22 protein-coding genes are annotated in these 21,558 nt (G+C 54.4%); 12 read left to right on the forward strand and 10 right to left on the reverse strand.

Going from position 1 to position 21,558, the window contains the following annotated elements; translation table 11 throughout:
* Nucleotides 1-69: 69 nt before the first annotated feature.
* The 5 genes from cydD to treA all read left to right on the forward strand — a co-directional run bounded on the left by cydD (nt 70) and on the right by treA (nt 6,526).
* A complete protein-coding gene (cydD, locus tag BLU64_RS08545; RefSeq protein WP_026743448.1) occupies nt 70-1,836 on the forward strand; it encodes a heme ABC transporter permease/ATP-binding protein CydD in 1,767 nt (588 codons plus the stop codon).
* Nucleotide 1,837: 1 nt separating this feature from the next.
* On the forward strand, nt 1,838-3,577 hold the full coding sequence (cydC, locus tag BLU64_RS08550) for a heme ABC transporter ATP-binding protein/permease CydC (protein ID WP_036153263.1): 1,740 nt from the start codon (nt 1,838-1,840) through the stop codon (nt 3,575-3,577).
* Between the two features lie 12 nt (nt 3,578-3,589).
* Complete coding sequence (gene aat, locus BLU64_RS08555) at nt 3,590-4,288, forward strand: leucyl/phenylalanyl-tRNA--protein transferase (protein ID WP_026743446.1); 699 nt, start codon at nt 3,590-3,592, stop codon at nt 4,286-4,288.
* A gap of 122 nt (nt 4,289-4,410) precedes the next feature.
* Nucleotides 4,411-4,629 carry a translation initiation factor IF-1 gene (gene infA / locus BLU64_RS08560; RefSeq protein WP_002211347.1) on the forward strand — a complete coding sequence of 73 codons (219 nt, stop codon included), beginning with the start codon at nt 4,411-4,413 and terminating at the stop codon, nt 4,627-4,629.
* Nucleotides 4,630-4,900: 271 nt separating this feature from the next.
* Nucleotides 4,901-6,526 carry an alpha,alpha-trehalase TreA gene (gene treA / locus BLU64_RS08565; RefSeq protein ID WP_051625560.1) on the forward strand — a complete coding sequence of 542 codons (1,626 nt, stop codon included), beginning with the start codon at nt 4,901-4,903 and terminating at the stop codon, nt 6,524-6,526.
* 106 nt (nt 6,527-6,632) lie between these two features.
* Here treA and clpA read toward each other — a convergent pair whose 3' ends face one another.
* A complete protein-coding gene (gene clpA / locus BLU64_RS08570) occupies nt 6,633-8,906 on the reverse strand; it encodes an ATP-dependent Clp protease ATP-binding subunit ClpA (RefSeq protein WP_074728402.1) in 2,274 nt (757 codons plus the stop codon).
* Between the two features lie 29 nt (nt 8,907-8,935).
* Entirely contained in the window at nt 8,936-9,256 is a 321-nt protein-coding gene (gene clpS, locus BLU64_RS08575) for an ATP-dependent Clp protease adapter ClpS (protein WP_026740459.1), read from the reverse strand.
* Between the two features lie 324 nt (nt 9,257-9,580).
* Between clpS and cspD the strand changes: the two genes are divergently transcribed.
* Nucleotides 9,581-9,802, forward strand: coding sequence for a cold shock-like protein CspD (cspD, locus tag BLU64_RS08580; RefSeq protein WP_026743444.1), 222 nt, complete (start codon nt 9,581-9,583; stop codon nt 9,800-9,802).
* 158 nt (nt 9,803-9,960) lie between these two features.
* Here cspD and BLU64_RS08585 read toward each other — a convergent pair whose 3' ends face one another.
* The gene (locus BLU64_RS08585) at nt 9,961-10,752 is read right to left on the reverse strand and encodes a hypothetical protein (protein WP_026743443.1); all 792 of its coding nucleotides are present in this window, start codon (nt 10,750-10,752) and stop codon (nt 9,961-9,963) included.
* Between the two features lie 250 nt (nt 10,753-11,002).
* On the reverse strand, nt 11,003-11,218 hold the full coding sequence (locus BLU64_RS17615) for a DUF2813 domain-containing protein (protein ID WP_081825723.1): 216 nt from the start codon (nt 11,216-11,218) through the stop codon (nt 11,003-11,005).
* Between the two features lie 309 nt (nt 11,219-11,527).
* Here BLU64_RS17615 and BLU64_RS08595 point away from each other — a divergent pair, with 309 nt between their 5' ends.
* Nucleotides 11,528-12,430 (forward strand): LysO family transporter, encoded by a 903-nt coding sequence (locus BLU64_RS08595; protein ID WP_026743441.1) that lies wholly within the window; start codon nt 11,528-11,530, stop codon nt 12,428-12,430.
* 12 nt (nt 12,431-12,442) lie between these two features.
* On the opposite strand, the gene BLU64_RS08600 is transcribed toward BLU64_RS08595, so the two are convergent.
* Together BLU64_RS08600 and BLU64_RS08605 are read right to left on the reverse strand one after the other, a co-directional pair.
* Nucleotides 12,443-13,285 (reverse strand): N-acetylmuramoyl-L-alanine amidase, encoded by an 843-nt coding sequence (locus BLU64_RS08600; protein ID WP_026743440.1) that lies wholly within the window; start codon nt 13,283-13,285, stop codon nt 12,443-12,445.
* A 13-nt stretch (nt 13,286-13,298) separates the two neighbouring features.
* Nucleotides 13,299-13,622 (reverse strand): heavy metal-binding domain-containing protein, encoded by a 324-nt coding sequence (locus BLU64_RS08605; protein WP_026743439.1) that lies wholly within the window; start codon nt 13,620-13,622, stop codon nt 13,299-13,301.
* A 361-nt stretch (nt 13,623-13,983) separates the two neighbouring features.
* On the opposite strand from BLU64_RS08605, the gene artP reads away from it, so the two are divergent.
* The 5 genes from artP (at nt 13,984) to artJ (BLU64_RS08630) (ending at nt 17,848) form a co-directional block, all read left to right on the forward strand.
* Entirely contained in the window at nt 13,984-14,712 is a 729-nt protein-coding gene (artP, locus tag BLU64_RS08610; RefSeq protein WP_164477207.1) for an arginine ABC transporter ATP-binding protein ArtP, read from the forward strand.
* 17 nt (nt 14,713-14,729) lie between these two features.
* Nucleotides 14,730-15,461 (forward strand): arginine ABC transporter substrate-binding protein, encoded by a 732-nt coding sequence (gene artJ / locus BLU64_RS08615; RefSeq protein WP_026743437.1) that lies wholly within the window; start codon nt 14,730-14,732, stop codon nt 15,459-15,461.
* 11 nt (nt 15,462-15,472) lie between these two features.
* On the forward strand, nt 15,473-16,189 hold the full coding sequence (gene artQ, locus BLU64_RS08620; RefSeq protein WP_026743436.1) for an arginine ABC transporter permease ArtQ: 717 nt from the start codon (nt 15,473-15,475) through the stop codon (nt 16,187-16,189).
* Complete coding sequence (artM, locus tag BLU64_RS08625; RefSeq protein WP_026743435.1) at nt 16,189-16,860, forward strand: arginine ABC transporter permease ArtM; 672 nt, start codon at nt 16,189-16,191, stop codon at nt 16,858-16,860. The genes artQ and artM overlap by 1 nt, the downstream gene beginning before the upstream one ends.
* A gap of 253 nt (nt 16,861-17,113) precedes the next feature.
* Nucleotides 17,114-17,848 (forward strand): arginine ABC transporter substrate-binding protein, encoded by a 735-nt coding sequence (gene artJ / locus BLU64_RS08630; RefSeq protein WP_026743434.1) that lies wholly within the window; start codon nt 17,114-17,116, stop codon nt 17,846-17,848.
* A 158-nt stretch (nt 17,849-18,006) separates the two neighbouring features.
* Here artJ (BLU64_RS08630) and rlmC read toward each other — a convergent pair whose 3' ends face one another.
* From rlmC to potH, 4 genes are all read right to left on the reverse strand, one after another.
* Nucleotides 18,007-19,137, reverse strand: a complete 1,131-nt coding sequence (rlmC, locus tag BLU64_RS08635) for a 23S rRNA (uracil(747)-C(5))-methyltransferase RlmC (protein WP_074728404.1) — start codon at nt 19,135-19,137, stop codon at nt 18,007-18,009.
* 67 nt (nt 19,138-19,204) lie between these two features.
* Nucleotides 19,205-19,657, reverse strand: a complete 453-nt coding sequence (locus BLU64_RS08640; protein WP_036153256.1) for a YbjO family protein — start codon at nt 19,655-19,657, stop codon at nt 19,205-19,207.
* Between the two features lie 111 nt (nt 19,658-19,768).
* A complete protein-coding gene (gene potI / locus BLU64_RS08645; RefSeq protein ID WP_026743431.1) occupies nt 19,769-20,614 on the reverse strand; it encodes a putrescine ABC transporter permease PotI in 846 nt (281 codons plus the stop codon).
* Nucleotides 20,611-21,558, reverse strand: coding sequence for a putrescine ABC transporter permease PotH (gene potH / locus BLU64_RS08650; protein WP_074728406.1), 948 nt, complete (start codon nt 21,556-21,558; stop codon nt 20,611-20,613). Before potH ends, potI begins: the two co-directional genes overlap by 4 nt.

The raw sequence follows: 21,558 nt of genomic DNA on the forward strand, positions 1-21,558 counted from the left end.
AAAAATGTTAACCCACGGTTATACAAGCGTTATTTCGCAATATTCCCATAAGAAGACAATCGGCATCTGATGAAAAATTCCCGACAAAAAGAACTCACCCGCTGGCTGAAACAGCAAAGCCGGTTGGCACAACGCTGGTTGCGCCTTTCGCTTCTGTTAGGACTGGTGAGCGGCCTGCTCATCATCGCTCAAGCCTGGCTGCTCGCCGCACTGTTGCAGGCGCTCATCATCGATCACACCCCTCGCGAACAGTTACTCGCGCCGTTTTCGTTGTTGGCTGCCACATTTTGTCTACGCGCTATTATGAGCTGGATACGGGAGCGAGTGGGGTTCCGCTGCGGCGAGGTCATTCGTCGACAGATTCGCAGCCAGGTACTGAATCGCTTGCAGCAGTTGGGACCGGCCTGGATTCAGGGTAAACCGGCTGGAAGCTGGGCGTCGCTTATTCTGGAGCAGGTCGACGACATGCAGGACTACTATGCCCGCTATCTGCCGCAAATGTATTTGGCGGCGCTGATGCCGCTCCTGATCCTCCTCTTCGTCTTTCCTATCAACTGGGCGGCGGGACTGATCCTATTTTTGACCGCCCCGTTAATCCCGATTTTTATGGCCATGGTCGGCATGGGCGCAGCAGAAGCCAACCGCCGCAATTTCCTCGCGCTGGAACGCCTCAGCGGCCATTTCCTGGATCGCCTACGGGGCCTGGAAACCCTGAGGTTGTTCTTTCGTGGTCAGGCCGAAACCGCTCACATCCGACAAGCCTCCGAGGATTTTCGCCGCCGCACGATGGAGGTGTTGCGAATGGCCTTCCTCTCTTCCGGCGTACTGGAGTTCTTCGCCTCTATCTCCATTGCCATCGTCGCGGTCTATTTCGGCTTCTCTTATCTGGGAGAGCTTAACTTTGGTCATTACGGGACTGGCGTCACTTTGTTTGCCGGGTTTCTGGTCCTGATCCTTGCGCCAGAGTTCTTCCAGCCTTTGCGCGATTTGGGTGCGTTCTATCACGCTAAAGCCCAAGCGGTCGGCGCCGCGGAAACGCTGTTCACCTTCCTGTCCGAGGAGGGTGAAAGCGTGGGGCGTGGCCAGACGGATTTTGATGCCGTCGAACCACTGGAATTGGTTGCCAGAGATCTGACGATTCTTACCCCGACCGGGGCCGTACTTGCCGGACCGCTGTCGTTTACCATTGCGTCCGGGCAACGGATCGCGTTGGTCGGCGCCAGCGGCGCAGGCAAAACGTCGCTGCTGAATGTATTACTCGGCTTCCTGCCGTACCGAGGATCTCTGACCGTCAATAACGTGGAGCTGAACACCCTTGCCCCCGATGCCTGGCGCAAGCAACTGAGCTGGGTAGGTCAGAACCCGCATCTGCCGGAACAGACCCTGCGGCAGAATATCCTGCTAGGTCATCCCGAAGCAGATGAACAGACGCTTCAAACGGCGGTAGAAAACGCCTATGTCCACGAATTCCTGCCTTCGCTGCCGCAAGGGCTGGATACCGAGCTGGGCGATGGCGCAGCGCGGCTCTCTGTCGGGCAGGCTCAGCGTGTCGCGGTGGCAAGAGCCCTGCTCCGCCCCAGTCATTTACTGTTGCTGGACGAGCCCACGGCCAGTCTGGATGCACATAGTGAACAACGGGTGATGAATGCGCTGGGCGCTGCCGCAGCGCGACAGACAACCCTGCTGATTACGCATCAGCTACACGAGGCCAGTAGCTATGATGAGGTGTGGGTGATGGCTGCGGGACGTCTGGTACAACAAGGTCATTTTAGTGAGCTGAGCACGTCGCCAGGGCCTTTTGCGAAATTGATGGCACAACGCCGAGGAGAGCTCTGAGATGAAGAAAAAACAGGTCATCCGGACATTGATGCCTTTTCTGGGGCTTTATCGCCGCTACTTTTGGCGGCTTAGTTTGGGAGTGGTGCTCGCCATCGTTACCCTGCTCGCCAGTATCGGACTGCTGACGCTCTCCGGTTGGTTCCTTGCCGGTTCGGCGCTGGCCGGACTCGCAGGGCTTTATACCTTCAACTACATGCTACCCGCCGCTGGCGTCCGAGGCGCGGCGATTACACGCACGGTGAGCCGCTACTTCGAACGACTGGTCAGCCACGACGCCACATTCCGCGTACTGCTGCATCTGCGCGTGTATACCTTTAGCCGCATTCTGCCGCTCTCCCCCGGCGGACTCGGCCGTTTCAGACAGGCAGATCTGCTTAACCGTCTGGTGGCGGACGTCGACACGCTGGACCATTTGTATCTGCGTGTGATCTCCCCGCTGGTCAGCGCTCTCTTCGTAATCGTGGTGGTGGCCTTGGGTCTTAGCTGGCTGGATAGCACGTTGGCGATGACGCTCGCGACCATCATGCTGTTGCTCTTGGTCATCATGCCGCCGGTGTTTTACCGGACAGGTCAGCCGATTGGCGAAGCGCTGACGCAATTGCGCGCGCAATACCGCTTGCAGTTGACCGCCTGGCTACAGGGGCAGGCCGAACTGACCATCTTCGGCTCGTTAGTCGCCTTCCGTCATCGACTGGATCAACTGGAAAACCGCTGGTTATCACGGCAACGTGAGCAGGCGACGCTCAGCGCGCTATCGCAATCCCTCATCATCCTGAGCAGCGGACTTACCGTCACGCTGATCCTGTGGATGGCGGCCAACGGCGTCGGCGGTGATACACAGCCGGGTGCGCTGATCGCCTTGTTTGTTTTCGCCTCGCTGGCCGCCTTCGAAGCCTTGGGACCGGTCGCAAACGCCTTCCAACATATTGGACAGGTCGCCGCGTCCGCCGTTCGAGTCGACCAGTTGATGAAGCTGACGCCTGCCGTCGTATTCGCTGCCGAGGGACCAGCCCCCGCTTCTCAAGCCGCGTTGACGTTAGACAATGTGAGCTTTACCTATCCGGATCAGCCTCTGCCGGTGCTTCAGCACATTTCGCTGAGTCTTCATCCCGGCGAGCACATCGCGCTGTTGGGCAAAACCGGATGCGGTAAATCCACGCTGTTGCAATTGCTCACCCGTGCCTGGGACTGTACCGAGGGCGAAATCAGCCTTAACGGTTCGCCCCTATCCGCCTGGTCCGAAGAGAACCTACGCAACATGATGAGTGTGGTTCCTCAACGTGTACATCTCTTCAGTGACACGCTGCGCGAGAATCTTCGGCTGGCCGCGCCACAGGCTAGTGACGAGGAGCTGGCCCAAACCCTGCAACGGGTAGGTTTGGCGCATCTTTTGGAGCAAGAAGGGCTGAATGCCTGGCTGGGTGAAGGCGGTCGTCAACTGTCCGGCGGCGAACAGCGCCGAGTCGGTCTCGCGCGGGCTTTGCTACATCCTGCTCCGCTGATTCTGCTCGATGAACCCACCGAAGGGCTGGATGCAGAAACTGAACAGCGAATGCTCCAGCTCCTGCGTGAGCACTGCAAAGATAAAACGTTGCTGGTCATCACCCACCGTCTGCACGGTTTAGAAAGCATGGACCGCCTGTGCGTTATAGACGGCGGACAGCTGGTCGAACAGGGCGACCATCAGACGCTGATGGCTCAGCAAGGCCGCTATTGGCAGTTTCATCAACACCTTTAACTGAGGCCATACATGCAACTGATTGAGCTATCGCCCTTTTCCGTGCAATTTCCCGATCCGGAGATGGCGTTGAACGATCCTAACGGTCTGCTGGCGTTTGGCGGAGATTTGGCGCCGTCACGATTGATGGCGGCTTATCAGCACGGCATCTTCCCCTGGTACTCACAGGGAGATCCCGTATTGTGGTGGTCGCCCGACCCGCGCGCCGTCCTTTTTCCTGAGGCATTCCATCTCAGCCGCAGTATGAAAAAATTCATCCGCAAGACCGAGTATCATGTCACGTTGAATCAGGCCTTTTTTCGTGTCATTACGGCTTGCGCCAGCGAACGGGAAGAAGGCACCTGGATCGACGATGACATTATTGACGCATATTGCCAGCTGCATCAGGCAGGACAGGCGCAATCGGTGGAAGTGTGGCATAATGACAGGCTGATCGGCGGTCTATATGGCATCTCTCAAGGCGCCTTGTTCTGCGGCGAGTCGATGTTTAGCCGTGCAGACAATGCTTCGAAGTGCGGTTTACTGGCATTTTTGCGTCACTTTGTCCGCCACGGCGGACAACTGGTTGACTGCCAGATACTGAATGAACATACGGCATCGCTGGGAGCCACGGAAATACCGCGCCGGGAGTTTCTGCAACACCTGTCCCGACTGCGACCCATTACGCTGGGTGAACCGTGCTGGCATAGACAAACGCTGCCGCTCGCCTAACTAAACGACCCACCTGTGACGAATTAATCAAGCGCTGAGTCGCAACGCTTCTTTACATAATGTGGGTTTTTCGGCATTATCTTGCCGGTTAAAAACTAAGGTAGTAAAACCTAGAGGATTCGATGGCCAAAGAAGACAATATTGAAATGCAAGGCACCGTACTGGATACGCTGCCCAACACCATGTTCCGCGTTGAATTGGAAAACGGGCACGTGGTTACCGCTCATATCTCCGGTAAAATGCGTAAAAACTATATCCGCATCCTGACGGGTGACAAAGTCACAGTGGAGCTGACCCCGTACGACCTGAGCAAAGGCCGCATTGTCTTCCGTAGCCGCTAACAGGCCCGCCATCGCTTAACGCGATCCCACGAGGATGTTCGCCCTCCTGCCCTTTCCGCTTGCGGTTAGGGCTTTTGTCTTTTCTGCCCGCCTGCACATTTTTATCAGCTCAGTTTATGACCCCTTGTGCACATCACGCTTCGATTGACGCCTCAGAAAACACTTTGCCCTAAGATAATTGCATTGAGCAATATTTACAAAATTGTTGCTTTTTTATTGCTCAACTTGCACATAATAGAGGAGTAAACCAGCGACGTTAACCCTCCAGGCAATGAGGACATATCCGTTATTGATTATTTTACAGATAACCACAATCCTGACTTTTCCTGTTCTGGTGATGAAAAACGCACACGTAGAACCCCCACAGGCGCAGCGTATCGTCACGGCTCCGCCGGATATCACGATGAGACCGCTTTTCGAAGCGGTACAGAAATCGAAAATGTTTCCGGATCAAAAAACGTTTGTTGACGCGGTTCCCCGGTACTCGCCCTCGGCCATCATGGCGGATTACTATATGCAGCGTCGGTTGAACAATTTTGATCTGCAACATTTTGTCCTGCATAACTTCACTATTCCTGCGGACGGTAAAGGCTATATTCCACCCGGCGGCCAAACGCTGCGGGAGCATATCATCGATCTGTGGTCACACCTCACGCGCAGTACGCCCGACATTACCCGCTGGGACTCGCTCCTGCCGCTGCCCAACGCCTATGTCGTGCCGGGCGGACGCTTCCGCGAAGTCTATTACTGGGACAGCTATTTCACCATGTTAGGCCTTGCGGAAAGCGACCAATGGGTTCTTATCCGCAACATGGTGCAAAACTTTGCCTACCAGATCGACCGTTACGGGCACATACCCAACGGCAATCGCACCTATTACCTGAGCCGTTCCCAGCCCCCTTTCTTCACCAAAATGGTAGAGCTGCTGGCAAAGCATGACGGCGACAATCTGCTGGCGACCTATCTGCCGCAGATGAAGCGGGAATATCAGTACTGGATGGACGGCGAAAACAGCCTACAGCCCGGACAGGCTGACAAACGCGTCGTCCGCCTCGGCGACGATGTGCTGAACCGCTATTGGGACGATCGCAGCGTACCCAGGACCGAGTCCTGGCTCGACGACATCACGACCGCCAGCCAGGTACCGGAAAGCGAACGACCGCAGCTGTACCGCGACCTGCGAGCGGGAGCAGCTTCCGGCTGGGACTTTAGTTCCCGCTGGCTGAAGGACCCGATGAAGCTGTCGACGATCCACACTACCGATATCCTGCCGGTCGATCTGAATGCGCTGCTCTATCACAATGAAATGGCGCTAGCGAAAGCCAGTCGCTTAGCCAACAAAATGGCCGATGCCGATCGTTACGCCCTCCGCGCCGACAAGCGTAAACAGGCGCTGAATCGCTACTTTTGGAACGCGGAAAAGCGATACTATGCGGATTATGATTGGCGCCAAAGAAAAGTGAGCCAACAGTTGACGGCAGCAACGCTATTTCCGCTGTACGTTCAGGCCGCCACACAAAATCACGCCCAAGAGACCGCTCAGGCCGTCCATAACGAACTGGTTCAGGAAGGTGGGATGGTAACGACAACTCTACATTCTCATCAGCAGTGGGACGCGCCGAATGCTTGGGCACCATTACAATGGGTTGCCGTGGAAGGGCTACGTTATTATCAGCACGAGTCGCTCGCCGAGGAAATCGCGATCCGCTTTCTGAACAGCGTTCGGCATACCTATGCACACGAGCATAAGTTGGTGGAAAAATATGCGGTTGAAACCGGCGAACTTGGCGGCGGCGGCGGCGGTGAATACGAACTGCAAGACGGTTTTGGCTGGACGAATGGCATCACTCTCAAGCTGCTAAGTCTTTATCCGCTCCAGCAGGAGCAAGACGAGTAAAGCGCTACAGCTCTCGCTCTCAATAAAACCATCAGCGTCTGTTAAAAAAAAAGGGCATCCATTCGGATGCCCTTAACGTTAGGGTAAACAATAGCGTGTCGTTACGCTATACCGCGCCCTCGGTTTTTCGTTTCTGCGCGCTCTGGAAGCTATAGCTCAACTGCTGCGTCGTGGTATCCAGTACCACGGTGACGGATCCCCCTTCCACCAGCGATCCAAAGAGCAGTTCGTTGGCCAGCGGTTTCTTGAGGTTTTCCTGGATGATCCGCGCCATCGGCCGCGCGCCCATCGCCTTGTCGTAGCCTTTCTCTGCCAGCCAGTCACGCGCATCTTCGCTAACTTCCAGAGAGACGCCCTTGGCATCCAGCTGCGCCTGCAATTCAACGATGAATTTATCCACCACCTGCTGAATAACATCGGTCGAGAGATGGTTGAACCAGATGATGCCGTCCAAACGGTTACGGAATTCCGGCGTAAACACCTTCTTAATCTCTTCCATCGCATCGCTACTGTTATCTTGCTGGATCAGCCCGATGGATTTACGCTGAGTTTCACGGATACCAGCGTTGGTCGTCATGACCAGAATGACATTACGGAAATCGGCCTTGCGACCGTTGTTATCGGTCAGGGTGCCATTATCCATCACCTGCAGCAGCAGGTTGAACACATCGGGATGCGCTTTTTCAATCTCATCGAGCAGCAGAACCGCATGCGGATGTTTAATCACCGCGTCCGTCAGCAACCCACCCTGGTCGTACCCGACATAGCCCGGAGGCGCGCCGATTAAGCGACTCACCGTGTGACGCTCCATGTATTCAGACATATCGAAGCGCAGCAGCTCGATGTCCATGGCTTTCGCCAACTGAACCGTGACTTCGGTTTTACCCACTCCCGTCGGCCCGGCAAACAGGAACGACCCCACCGGCTTGCGTTCATGGCCCAGCCCGGCGCGACTCATTTTGATGGCCTCAGTCAGCGCCCCGATGGCTTTATCCTGACCGAACACCAGCATTTTCAGGCGGTCGCCCAGGTTTTTCAGCACATCACGGTCACTGGCGGAAACGCTCTTCTCAGGAATACGCGCAATACGCGCCACGACCGATTCAATATCCGCGACGTTAACGGTTTTCTTGCGTTTGCTGACCGGCATCAGTCGGCTACGCGCGCCGGCTTCATCAATCACGTCGATCGCTTTGTCCGGCAAATGGCGGTCATTGATATATTTCACCGCCAGCTCGACGGCGGCGCGCACGGCTTTCGCGGTGTAACGCACGTCATGGTGAGCTTCATATTTCGGTTTCAGACCGTTAATAATCTGCACGGTCTCTTCGACACTGGGTTCAGTGATATCGATCTTCTGGAAGCGACGCGCCAGCGCCCTATCCTTTTCAAAGATGTTGCTGAATTCCTGATAAGTCGTGGAGCCGATGACGCGGATTTTACCGCTCGACAGCAGCGGCTTAATCAGATTCGCCGCATCGACCTGTCCGCCTGAGGCGGCGCCTGCGCCGATGATGGTATGAATCTCATCGATAAACAGGATGCTGGTTTGATCCTGCTCCAGCTGTTTCAGCAGCGCCTTAAAGCGCTTCTCGAAATCACCGCGGTATTTGGTGCCTGCGAGCAGCGAGCCGATATCCAAAGAATAGATAGTACAGTCAGCGATCACTTCAGGAACATCGCCCTGAACGATACGCCAGGCAAGACCTTCTGCGATGGCCGTTTTACCTACGCCGGATTCGCCGACCAACAGCGGGTTGTTTTTACGACGGCGGCAAAGCACCTGAACCGTGCGTTCCAGTTCACGTTCACGACCAATAAGTGGGTCGATACCGCCTACGCGGGCCAGTTGATTAAGGTTGGTGGTGAAATTCTCCATACGCTCCTCCCCTCCAGCCTGCTCTTCGTTAACCGGATTTTCCTGGCTGACCGACGGCCCGGACTCTTCTTTACGCGTACCATGAGAAATGAAATTCACCACATCAAGGCGGCTGACATCATGCTTCCGCAGCAGATAGGCGGCCTGCGATTCCTGTTCGCTGAAGATGGCAACCAGCACATTGGCGCCGGAGACTTCGCTGTGTCCGGAGGACTGTACGTGGAATACCGCACGCTGCAGCACTCGTTGAAAGCTCAGCGTCGGCTGCGTGTCGCGCTCCGCTTCACTCTCAGGCAGCGTTGGCGTTGTCTGTTCAATGAAGGTTTCCAGTTCCTGACGTAAAGCATCCAGATCGACCGTGCATGCATCCAGTGCTTCACGCGCGGAAGTATTGCTGAGCAAAGCCAGCAGCAGATGCTCCACGGTCATAAACTCGTGACGGTGCTCACGCGCTCTGGCGAAAGCCATGTTGAGACTGAGTTCCAGTTCTTGATTGAGCATAGGCACCTCCCCCAATATATTGCCTTAAATCAGGCTTTTTCCAGCGTACATAGCAACGGATGCTCGTTATCTTTAGCATAACGATTAACCTGATCGGCCTTGGTTTCTGCAACTTCAGCGCTATAGACGCCGCAGATGGCCTTTCCCTGGTAATGAACCGTAAGCATCAGTTGCGTTGCACGTTCGATATCATAAGAAAAAAACTTTTGCAGTACGTCAATAACAAATTCCATCGGCGTGTAATCGTCGTTATTGAGTACCACGTTATACATGGACGGCGGCTGCAACGCTTCGGCATGCCGAGCCTTAGTCTGGTCCTCAGTGTGCGACCACGTACTATGATTTCCCATCTTTTTTCCAAATCTTTACTGTATCTTGCCCTGGTCTACTGTACCTAACAGTAGCACGTCTGTTTTTTATTTTACCATTGCCAGACCAAAATCACCCGGCAACTAAAGTACATCAACCCATTTCTGCAATAGGCATAGTCTTTACCTCTATTCCGTTACCCAAATCAAAGTTTGGCGACGCCGACGCGCCGCCCACCCCATCGCGCTTGACGACCCCGGCAATTTAAATAGAATCCTACTGAAATTGATTAATCTTTAATCGATTTTATTTTACCTTAACCAATAACCCCACCGTAAAAAAACGCTTACGAAGGATGGAGATGTATGGAGACGGGTACTGTTAAATGGTTCAATAACGCCAAAGGCTTTGGTTTTATTTGCCCCGAGGGCGGAGGGGAAGACATTTTTGCACACTACTCAACCATTCAGATGGACGGCTACCGCACTTTGAAAGCTGGCCAAGTGGTAAATTACAGTGTGCACCAGGGACCGAAAGGCAATCATGCCAGCCTGGTTGTGCCATTCATTAACGAACCGGTGGCCTAACAACTGGCTGGGTGTGGCGCATTGTCGCGCCCGAGAATCTTGCTCCAAGGCTGGTCATCGAGGTGACCAGCCTTTTTATCTTATCTACCGCAGAGGCTTATTAACCCAACAAGTCACCTCACTCGGTTAATAGCGACGACAGAAAGCATTATGTGCGATCAGCCTGCGAACGCGGCGCGAAGTGATTCGCGCTCTTCATCGCTCAGCTCTAGTCGCATCAAACGGTCATCGAGTAAAACAGGAATATTGGCTTCTTTTAGTAAGACCGCCCACGCTCGTTTCTTACTGTCGTCCAGATAAATAGGTTGTTCGTTTCTCTTCAGCAGACTCGCCAGTTTAATTTTCTTTTTATCTTCGCCGATATAGGTATACGGCAGCACTCGTATGAAAAGCAATTTTCTGATCTCGTCTGTCTCGACAGGAACGAGCGTTAATTCCGACAAACATTTCGCTCGGCGGCCGGCACGAAAAAACTTCACGCTGTTAATTAAGCTTAGAGCAGCCAGAATAAGTAAAGCACCGATAAGCCCGCCAGCGGCGATAATTCGGTTATTCAACTTGTCTAATCCCAGCGTTAGCGTCGCTAATTCAGGATGCTCAGACGAGATAACGACATCCGTTGTGTAATTGCCGCGAGAAAGATCCAGAAACAGGATATTAATCTTTGAAGCATGATTTTCATTTTTATACTTATATTTTACATCCGCAGAGCAAAATGTGATGCTGTATTTCATTCGGCATTCCCCGTTGGAAATATCCGAATTCTCGATGACCAATGGGCTTTTATTGATGATGTAGTCACGATAAATATCAGGCACTTCGCTTTTAGCAAACAACAAAGCACCACACAATATTAACAAACCCGCAATAAATGCACCTAGACTACTGGCAATGCCGGGACGGGAAATAAAGATGGGCCGAGAAGAGATTATCGCCTTTGCATTTTCCATCAAAACATATCCTTATTTTTCTGCTTTAGTGAAATGAAGTTTTATATAAAACAGGAACAAAAAAAATCGGCGGGATTATAATGACTTTCCCTTCTCCTGTAAAAAAACATTGGGCCTTGATGTGAAATAATAAATTTAATCCGAAATTTCTTTATATTAAGCAAGGTGAGTTGATGCAATAAAGGTTTCAGTACGAGATAAACGTTAATAGGCTGGCACAACCGGCAAGCCAAGATGTCATCCCTGTCCGCTAATCAGCCAGCCACAGCACACGTGAAAACATAGGACGAATCAGCGCATCACTATTCTGCAAAGAACGCGATTGCCCATGCTCATACAGAAAACTTTGCCGTGTCATGACCGTGTTTAGTTCATCGACCTCGCCTTCCAGGCGATAGATGATCCGTTTTAGGCGGTCGGCGCCGTGAATAAATAAGAGCAACAACTTAAGATAGCGCGCGGACAGATGGTGCCGACATCGGTTTCACAAAACGTGAAAACGACCTGCTGATGGTTTTCGCGGCTGTTCTCGTCGCCGGGGATGAAATGGAAGTTATCCCGCGCCAGAGACCGCCGGTTAATCTCCCGCCCCCCCAATATCAACGCGTTCCCGATACATCTGCCCCCTCATCGGTTACGTCATTACCAACAGGAAGACAAGTCGACATCTCCCCTCGCCACCGCTTTACCCATTTTCTTTTTTTATTTAAAATCACTCAATTACAACTTATCTTGCCTGCCAAACCGCGCCACTCTCCCGAGGAAGGTCTTCCCCATGTATTCAGGATTATTGATTATTTTGCTGCCGCTGATCGTTGGCTATCTGATCCCGGTGCGCAATAAAACTATGCTACAAGGGGTGAACCGTCTACTGAGCTGGATGGTGTATGTGATCTTGTTCCTGATGGGCATCAGTCTGGCATTTCTGGAAAATCTGGGCAGCAACCTACTGGCCGTGCTGCAATATGCCGCCGTCAGCACCGCCTGCATTATAGCGGCGAATCTGCTGGCGCTGTGGCTGCTGGAAAAACGCAGCACCTGGACCGCCACAGCGGTTACCCACGAAGAGACCCCTTCCCGACTAAAAATGATGCTGGAATCTCTGCAACTCTGCATGGTGGTGTTTGTGGGATTCCTGTTAGGGCTAAGCCAGTGGCCTCCATTAAAATTTGCGGCATCGGGAGGGGAATATGCGCTGCTTGTTCTGCTATGCCTGGTCGGGATCCAACTGCGCAATAGCGGTATGACCTTGCGGCAAATCGTGATTAATCGTCGCGGCACGATCATCGCTGGTGTCGTGGCCGTCAGCGCGTTGTGCGGCGGCGCTCTCGCTTCGCTGCTGCTCGGCCTGCCCCTGAAAACCGGTCTGGCAATGGCCTCCGGTTATGGCTGGTACTCGTTGTCGGGCATTTTGATGACCGATGCCTACGGTCCTGTCATCGGCAGCGCAGCGTTCTTTAATGACCTTGCGCGCGAGTTGATCGCCATCATGCTGATCCCGAACCTCATTCGCTCCCGACGCGCCAGCGCACTTGGCCTGTGCGGCGCCACCTCGATGGACTTTACCCTACCGGTACTACAACGGAGCGGCGGCGTCGACATGGTTCCACCCGCCATTGTGCACGGTTTCATACTGAGTCTGTTGTCGCCGATCCTGATTGCGCTGTTCGTCGCCTAAGTCTGTATACCGCTACTGGCCGCCGTATTTCTCTAGCAACGAATCCACAATAGCCTCGGTTTCCGCGTCGGGAACACCGTCGTAACGCTGGGGGCGAAAATGCATTTGGAAGGCGGCGATCACGCGCTGTTGCTGTCGTGGCGTCATCTTGCCATCCACCTCGTAGCCATAGCGGGCCAGCTTATCCAGCAGCGGACGAACAGCGACCGGCTCATCCGGCGCGCGGCCCGCCAGATAAAACTCTACCTGGCCCGCATCAGGCCAGGCGCCGATACCGGCCTCCGCCAGCGCTTTCCAGGGGAATAACGGTCCGGGATCAACCTTCCGTTGCGGTGCGATATCGCTGTGGGCGACCACATTCTGAGGCGCAATCTGGTGGCGTTCCAGAATATCTCGCGCCAGATGCGTCAGCAGCGCCATTTGTTGCGGGTTATACTGCACCCAGCGACATCCCCCCAACAACGAACAACGATAACCCTGATTCTCCAGCTCAATCCCCACGGAGACAGAATTCAGTTGAACCGCACCGCGCCAATAGCTGATCCCCGCATGCCATGCGGACTGAGACTCCGGCACCAGCTGCCATGCCACGGGGACGCCCGCGCTGAGCGGCGGCTTTTCGGGGATCAAATAGTGCGCACTGACCTCTCCCCGCGTCAGGAGACGCAGCGAACTATCAAAGTCTTCCGCAGTATAGTGAATGACCAGTAGTCTGACGCGGGAGGTCTGATTACGCGAAACATCGGCCGTATACAGTTGGTAGTCTCGGCCAATGTGCGATACAGGCTCGTCCGAGACGGGCGCTCTGCATCCGGCCAACATCGTCAGAAACCCGAAAAACAACACGCTACGCATGTGCCAGCCACCGTTAGCGGCTGAGTTTGACGGCAGTACCACTGATCGTGACCATCAGCATACTGCTGTCCTTGCCGACGGTTTCATAATCTATATCAATGCCTACCACGGCATTAGCGCCTAATTCAGCCGCCTGTTCTTCCAGTTCTTTGAACGCAATCTGGCGCGCGCGCCGCAGTTCTTTCTCGTAAGCGCCTGAGCGGCCGCCGACGATATCTCGGATCCCGGCGAAAAAATCTCGGAAAATATTTGCGCCGAGTATCGCTTCGCCCGCGACCACGCCGCAGTATTCAGTAATCACAAAGCCTTCCAGCGTGGGGGTCGTAGACAGTTGCATGGCAATCTCCTAGAAATATGCGGATGAGTCGTCGAATACATCGTTAGGATGTTCGCGCAGCGACAATAAAAAGGTGACGTCGCCTGCGCTAAATCCGAGACGACAGTATAGCCTGCTGGCGCGCCGAATCCTCCGGCGTATTCACCACTGTTTTGCTGTAGAAAGTAGATAAGGCGATGGATAATCGTTTGTTGGATGTGTATATCATCTGAGAAATCAGGAGATGAAGACAGTGAGGCATAATTTTATGCTAATAAGTAGCCAATAAAACGCATGTTTGCAAATTTTAACCCGTGGCGATTGCATAACTATTCTGCCAACGTTACCATTTGCGGCATCAATGTCTATTCAATTATTGCGCATGAGTATTCAACTAAACAGCATCAACTGTTTCTACGGGGCGCATCAGGCGCTATTCGATGTCACCCTTAACTGTCCGGCCGGTGAAACACTGGTCTTGTTAGGCCCCAGCGGTGCGGGAAAAAGCTCCCTTTTGCGAGTGCTAAACTTGCTGGAGATGCCGCGTTCCGGTTCGTTGTCTATCGCCGGTAAACAGTTTGACTTCACCCGCACGCCAGGTGACGACGCTATTCGCGAACTCCGCCAGAACGTAGGAATGGTGTTTCAGCAGTATAATCTGTGGCCGCATCTCACGGTGCAACAGAACTTGGTCGAAGCGCCTTGCCGCGTGCTGGGTTTAGGCCGTCAGGAGGCTCGTGCCCGTGCTGAAAAACTGCTGCAACGCCTGCGTCTGAACGACTTCGCCGACCGCTATCCGCTGCATCTTTCGGGCGGACAGCAGCAGCGTGTCGCGATTGCCCGCGCGTTGATGATGGAACCTCAGGTCCTGCTGTTTGACGAACCCACCGCGGCGCTGGACCCGGAAATCACCGCACAGGTCGTGGGCATCATTCAGGAGCTGAGCCAAACCGGCATCACCCAGGTCATCGTCACGCATGAGGTCGATTTCGCGCGCAAAACCGCCAGCCGCGTAGTGTATATGGAAGACGGACGCGTTGTGGAGCATGGCGACGCCTCGCACTTCACACAGCCGCAAACCCAAGAGTTTGCCAGCTACCTATCACACTGATGATTCAGGAAAGCCCTATGAAAAAGGTATTTGTGGCCGCGCTGCTAGCCGGAGTGAGCCTGTCAGCTAGCGCAGCAAACACCCTGCGTTTCGCCACCGAAGCCTCTTATCCCCCCTTCGAATTTGTCGGTGCGGATAACCAGATTCAGGGATTTGACATCGATCTGGCTAATGCCCTGTGTCAGAAAATGGAAGCGACCTGCACGTTTAACAATCAGTCGTTCGACAGCCTGATACCGGGCCTGAAATTCCGTCGCTTCGATGCCGTCATCGCTGGCATGGACATCACGCCGGAGCGTCAGCGACAGGTCAACTTTACCCAACCGTACTATGACAACTCTGCACTGTTCATCGCACAGAAAGACAGCGTGAAGGATGTTTCCGCGCTTAAAGGCAAACGCGTTGGCGTGCAGAATGGCACCACCCATCAGAAGTACCTGCTGGAAACGCATCAGGACATCACCGTCGTGCCTTACGACAGCTATCAGAATGCGGTGCTGGATCTGAAAAACGGCCGTGTTTCTGCCGTATTCGGGGATACCGCCGTGGTCAACGAATGGCTGAAGCAGAACCCCAATCTGGCCGTCGTCGGCGATAAGGTGACGGACAAAGCGTACTTTGGCGCCGGTCTGGGCATCGCCGTTCGTTTGCATAATGATGCGCTGCTGCAGAAATTCAATGACGCGCTGAACAGCATCAAACAGGATGGGACTTACCAGGCCCTTTATCAAAAATGGTTCCAGCAATAGTCTGATACCCGATGATTGAATTACACCCTTTAGCCAGCGCCGCCGGAATGACCGTCGGCCTTGCCCTTTGCGCCCTGTTTTTAGGCCTGATTTTGGCGATGCTGTTTGCCTTGTGGGAAACGGCGCGCTGGAAAATCGTCAGTGCTGCGGGAACCGCATTGGTAACTTTGCTGCGCGGCCTACCTGAAATTCTGGTCGTGCTGTTTATCTACTTCGGCTCTTCCCAGCTACTGCTGATTTTGGCGGACGGATTTAGCATCAATTTGTATCTGTTCCAAATCCCGGTGCAGCTGGATATTGAGACATTTGAGGTTAGCCCGTTCCTGTGCGGCGTGATCGCGCTGGCTCTGCTGTATGCCGCCTATGCGTCACAGACGCTCCGCGGCGCGTTGAAATCGGTCCCGCGCGGTCAGTGGGAGGCCGGACAGGCGCTCGGAATGACAAAAGGCGCGATCTTCCGACGCCTCATCATGCCGCAGATGTGGCGCCATGCGTTGCCAGGGCTGGGAAATCAGTGGCTGGTGCTGCTGAAAGACACGGCGCTGGTCTCGCTTATCAGCGTCAACGATCTCATGCTGCAGACCAAAAGCATCGCAACGCGTACCCAAGAGCCTTTCACCTGGTACATGATGGCGGCAGCCATTTACCTGGTAATCACCTTGTTGAGCCAGTGGGTCCTTAAACGTATTGAAACCCGCGCCACTCGCTTCGAACGGAGGCCCTCCTGATGCTTGACTACATTCCTGAGCTGCTCAAAGGGCTACATACCAGCATCACGCTCACGGTCACCGCGCTGGTTGTGGCGCTATTTTTGTCGCTGCTGCTGACCATCGTGCTGACGCTGAAGACGCCGCTGCTCTTCACGGCCTCCCGCGCTTACATTACGTTGTTTACCGGCACCCCGCTGCTGGTGCAGATCTTCCTGATCTACTATGGTCCGGGCCAGTTCGACGCCATCAAGCAGATCCCTTGGCTGTGGTCGCTGTTCTCTCAGCCGTGGTTGTGCGCCATGATCGCGCTGGCGCTCAATAGCGCCGCCTACACCACCCAGCTGTTCTATGGCGCGGTACGCGCTATTCCAGACGGACAGTGGCAGTCCTGCTCAGCTCTCGGGATGAACAAACGCCAGACGCTGCGCATTCTGCTGCCTTTCGCCTTCAAACGCGCGCTGTCGTCCTACTCGAATGAAGTCGTGCTGGTGTTTAAAGGGACGTCCCTCGCCTACACAATTACGCTCATGGATGTGATGGGCTACGGGCAACAGCTGTATGGTCGGACTTATGACGTTTTAGTGTTCGGCGCGGCCGGCATCGTTTACCTTTGTGTGAATGGTCTGCTAACGTTAATTCTGCGGATGGTTGAGCGCAGGGCTTTGGCCTTTGAAAGTCATGATGCGTAACGATGCACAATCGTGATTCGCCAGCCCGAAAGAGCCAGACTCTCTCGGGCTTTTTTGTGCACTCAGCATGCCCGCCCGATGAATGAGATGCGTCGCTTATCGGCGAGCGTTCCTCTTCTTTAGTACCGTCAATCGCCTTTTGCATTATTGAATTTACAGTTAGTTTATTTGCATATAAATTCACTCAATGGCAAGGTAAGCCTCTAGGGCGGAACATGATTTCGTCTAACAATAACGATCTGGAGTGAACACAATGAAGAAATGGGTACTTGCCACGCTGTTGGCGGGAATGACCTTTGGCGCGACGGCAGCAAACAGCATTCGGTTTGCCTCTTCGGCGACTTATCCGCCGTTCGAATTCATGGACGCGAATAATCAGATCGCCGGCTTCGATATCGATCTGGCCAAGGCGATGTGTGATCAGATGAAGGCGACATGTACTTTCACCAATCAGGCTTTCGACAGCCTCATCCCGGCACTGAAATTCCGTCGTTACGACGCCGTCATTTCCGGTATGGACATCACATCGGAACGCAGCAAGCAGGTCGCATTTTCACAGCCTTACTATGCCAATTCCGCCATTGTGATCTCGCAGAAAGGTAAGTTCGCTACATTTGCCGATCTCAAAGGCAAGCGTATCGGTATGGAAAACGGCACCACTCACCAAAAATACCTCAATGACAAACATCCTGAGATACAGACGGTGTCTTACGATAGTTACCAAAACGCCATCATTGACCTCAAAAACGGCCGCATCGATGGGGTATTCGGTGATACCGCTGTCGTCAATGAATGGCTGAAAAACAGTCCTGAACTGGGGACGGTGGGTGAAAAAATCACCGACCCGGTCTACTTCGGCATCGGTCTGGGGATTGCCGTACGTCCGGACAACACCGCCTTACTGACGAAATTGAATCAGGCGCTGAGCGATGTGAAGGCGAACGGCACTTATAAAACGATTAGCGATAAGTGGTTCCCGGCGCAGTAAGTCCAACACTCGCTAACGTCATCGGGCTGCGGTGCAGCCCGACTTCATCCCGCCCCATTCATCACCGCTCTCCCTTTTCATGCTTTGCATCGCCTGCCTGATTCAACTCGCAGACGTTTCCCATCGACATTATTTCGGTCTGAAACCCTGCGCTGAATTTACGCTACCCGCTTCAGCAAGGTCAGCACTTCATAATGAGCGGTATGCGGAAACATATCGAACAGTTGGATTTGCTCAACGCGATAGCCCGCGAGCCGCGACATATCCTTCGCCATGCTTTGAGCATTACAGCTGGAATACAGAATATACAGCGGAGCCATCCGACTGAGATACTGACAAAGGTCGTCCCCAATGCCGCGACGAGGCGGATTCACAATCACCAAATCCGGCACCGCGCCTTCTCCGGTGGCAAACCGCGTCGAGTCCAGCGCGTCAAAGTGCACTTTATTCAGCCCGAGCTGTTCGGCGGAGCGTCGCGCGCAGGCGATAGCCTCGGCGCTGATTTCAATACCAGTCAACGTCATCTCCGGCGTCGCGCAGTGAAGTCCAAATCCGCCAACGCCGCAGAACAGATCCCACAGGCTGCGGACCGGCAGCGCTTGCACCCAGCGTCGGGCGGTGTCGTATAGCGAAGCGGCCACGTCAGGGTTGGTCTGGAAGAAACTTTGCGGACGGATGGCGAGCGGTATCTGATTGAACGTTTCCTCCAGCACCTGCTGGCGGCTGAGCGGAATTTCTTGCTCCCCCTCCATGATCGCCTGATGCACAGGCTGAATGTTGGCGGAGATCACCGCCAGCTGCGGCAGCTGTTCCTGCAGCCACGGCAGAGCCGCGCGCAGCTGGTTCAGCTTGGTTTCCGAGCGCAAAACAAACCGCAGCATAAAATGCCCGTTCGACCGACTTTCCGTGAGCAGCAGATATTTCAGCTCGCCACGCCGACGGGCCACCTGATAAGGCGTTAATCCCGCCCGCGCGATAAACGTTTTCAGTACTGTGAAGACAGGTTGGAAACTGTCGGGATAAAGCGGACAGTCACACAGGTCGACGGGAGTACCGTCGCGATGCAGTACGCCCAACAGCGGGCGCTCGACACTACCGCTCACCACCATCTTGGCTTTGTTGCGAAAAGCGCTATGCGGCGAAGGAAACGCGGGCAGCCACTGACGAATCGGATGGTCTGCCAGCAGTTCGTTGAGATGCTGCTGTTTGTCTTCCAACTGCTGCGGATACTCTTTTTCCAACCATTGGCAGGAACGGCAGGTGCCGTCGTTGTAGCGGGCGCAATCCATCACGGTAAATCTGAAACCTGTTAAGAAACCAAAGGAGGCGAATTGTAGCACCCCCATCAGCGAAAGATTATTTGTGACGCATAAAAAAGCGTTGGCTGCGCTTGGGGACAAACAGGAGCAGCAGCGTGACCACATCCGCCGCCTTGTGCTCCAGCAGCTGTTGAAGCACACCCATCTCATCATCGGCGCTCAGATAAAAGATAGGCGGCAACACATTTGCCACCGATGCGATGAGAATGTAGAGCATCGTCAGACATTGGCAAGCCAGATAGCACCAGCGTCCCCAGTTACGTCCATACAGCACCGCAAAACCGCAACGAACCTCAAGGCAGAACAGCAACCACGCCGCCAGCATCAGTAGCGTGGTGTCCCATTGCGCTGCGCTGTCGCTTAGCCAGCCGCCGAACCCGCCAGGCCCCAGCTCGCCAATCACCAACGCCAGCCCCACGCAGCGGGTGGCGATGATACCGGTTCCCGCCACCATCACCGCGACAGGCGTGCCGCGTCGGTACAAACGCACTACATCTTTTTTTATAGACAGAATAGGTCTCTCCCCCTAAACATAACGCCACCCCGAATGAAGGTGGCGTTATCACGACTAATGAACCGGCGCTTACTCGCCGTGTGACGCTCAGCCCTGACGGGCTTTTTGCATGTCGCGCTGCCGCTGTTTTTCCGCACGAGCCATAAACCACCAGGCGATGATACCAATTATGCCGACCACCAAGAGTATCAACGAAGCCAGCGCGTTGATCTGAGGATTTACACCCATCCTCACGCTGGAGAAGACTAGCATAGGCAGCGTGGTTGCACCGGGTCCAGAGACAAAACTGGCGATCACCAGATCGTCCAGAGACAACGTAAACGCCAGCAGCCAGCCGGAAACCAGCGCGGGGGCAATCATCGGCACGGTGATGATGAAAAACACTTTGAGCGGCGTGGCGCCTAAGTCCATCGCCGCTTCTTCAATCGAGTGGTCCAGCTCACGCAGGCGCGCACTCACCACTACCGCCACATAGGCGGAGCAGAAGGTGACATGGGCCAGCCAAATGGTCAGCATACCGCGTTCCGCCGGCCAGCCAATAGCATGACCCAACGCGACGAACAGCAGCAGCAGCGACAGCCCGGTGATAACGTCGGGCATCACCAGTGGCGCAGTCAGCATGAAGGCAAAGCCGTTCGAACCGCGAAAGGTGCCGAAACGCACCATCACCAGCGACGCCATCGTCCCAATCACGACGGCCATCGTCGCCGACGCCGCCGCAATGGTCAGGCTGAGCACAACCGCACTAATCATCGCAGAGTCATGGAACAACGCCGTATACCACTGCGTGGACCATCCGGCCCATACCGTCACCAGGCGGGAACTGTTGAATGAGTAGACCACCAGCATCAGCATCGGCGCATACAGGAAGGTAAATCCCAGCACCAAAATTACTATACGCCAGGGGGATCGCACTGCGGGTAAATCATTCATGCCTGATCCTCCGCCGTTTTATTTTGGTGTTTATGGAACCAGATGATGGGGACAATCAGTAGGAGCAGCATCACCGTCGCCACTGCGGACGCCACCGGCCAGTCGCGGTTATTGAAGAATTCCTGCCACAGAATACGACCGATCATGATGCTGTCCGGGCCGCCCAGCAGTTCCGGGATGACATACTCGCCGACCGTCGGAATAAACACCAACATCGAACCGGCGATAATACCGCCCTTGGTCAGCGGCACGATCACGCTGAAGAACGTTTTAAACGGCCGAGCGCCGAGATCCAGCGACGCTTCCACCAGCGAATAGTCCAGACGCGTCAGCGCCGTGTAGATCGGCAGCACCATAAACGGCAAATAGGAGTACACCACTCCGATGTAGACCGCCAGATTTGTGTGCAGGATCGTCAAAGGACTGTCGATGACACCCAGCCAGATCAGAAAGTTGTTCAGGATGCCGTTTTCTTTGAGGATCCCCATCCATGCATAAACCCGGATCAGGAACGACGTCCACGACGGCAGGATCACCAAAAGCAAGAGAATATTGCGAGTAGAGGGCTTGCTGTGGGCAACCGCCCAGGCCAGCGGATAGCCGAGCAGCAGACACAGCAGCGTCGAAATCGCCGCGACCTGCAGCGACTGAAGATAAGCTTCGATGTAGAGCGGATCGGACAACAACTGCAAATAGTTACCGATGTTCAGCGCGATATTCAACGTGCCATCGGCCCATGTCATCAGGTCCGTATAGGGCGGCACCGTACGCGCCATTTCCGCCAGACTGATTTTGAAAACAATCAGGAAAGGCAGCATGAACAGACACAGGAGCCATAAATACGGCAGCGCGATCACCACTTTGTGGCCATACCGCATCCGCCAGCGCCTGAGCAGGCCGACGGTTTTCCCCGTTGTCTGATGTTGTTCAGATAAGATCGTCAT

Origin of the sequence: Lonsdalea quercina (genome assembly GCF_900107885.1) — a bacterium.
Classification (GTDB): domain Bacteria; phylum Pseudomonadota; class Gammaproteobacteria; order Enterobacterales; family Enterobacteriaceae; genus Lonsdalea; species Lonsdalea quercina.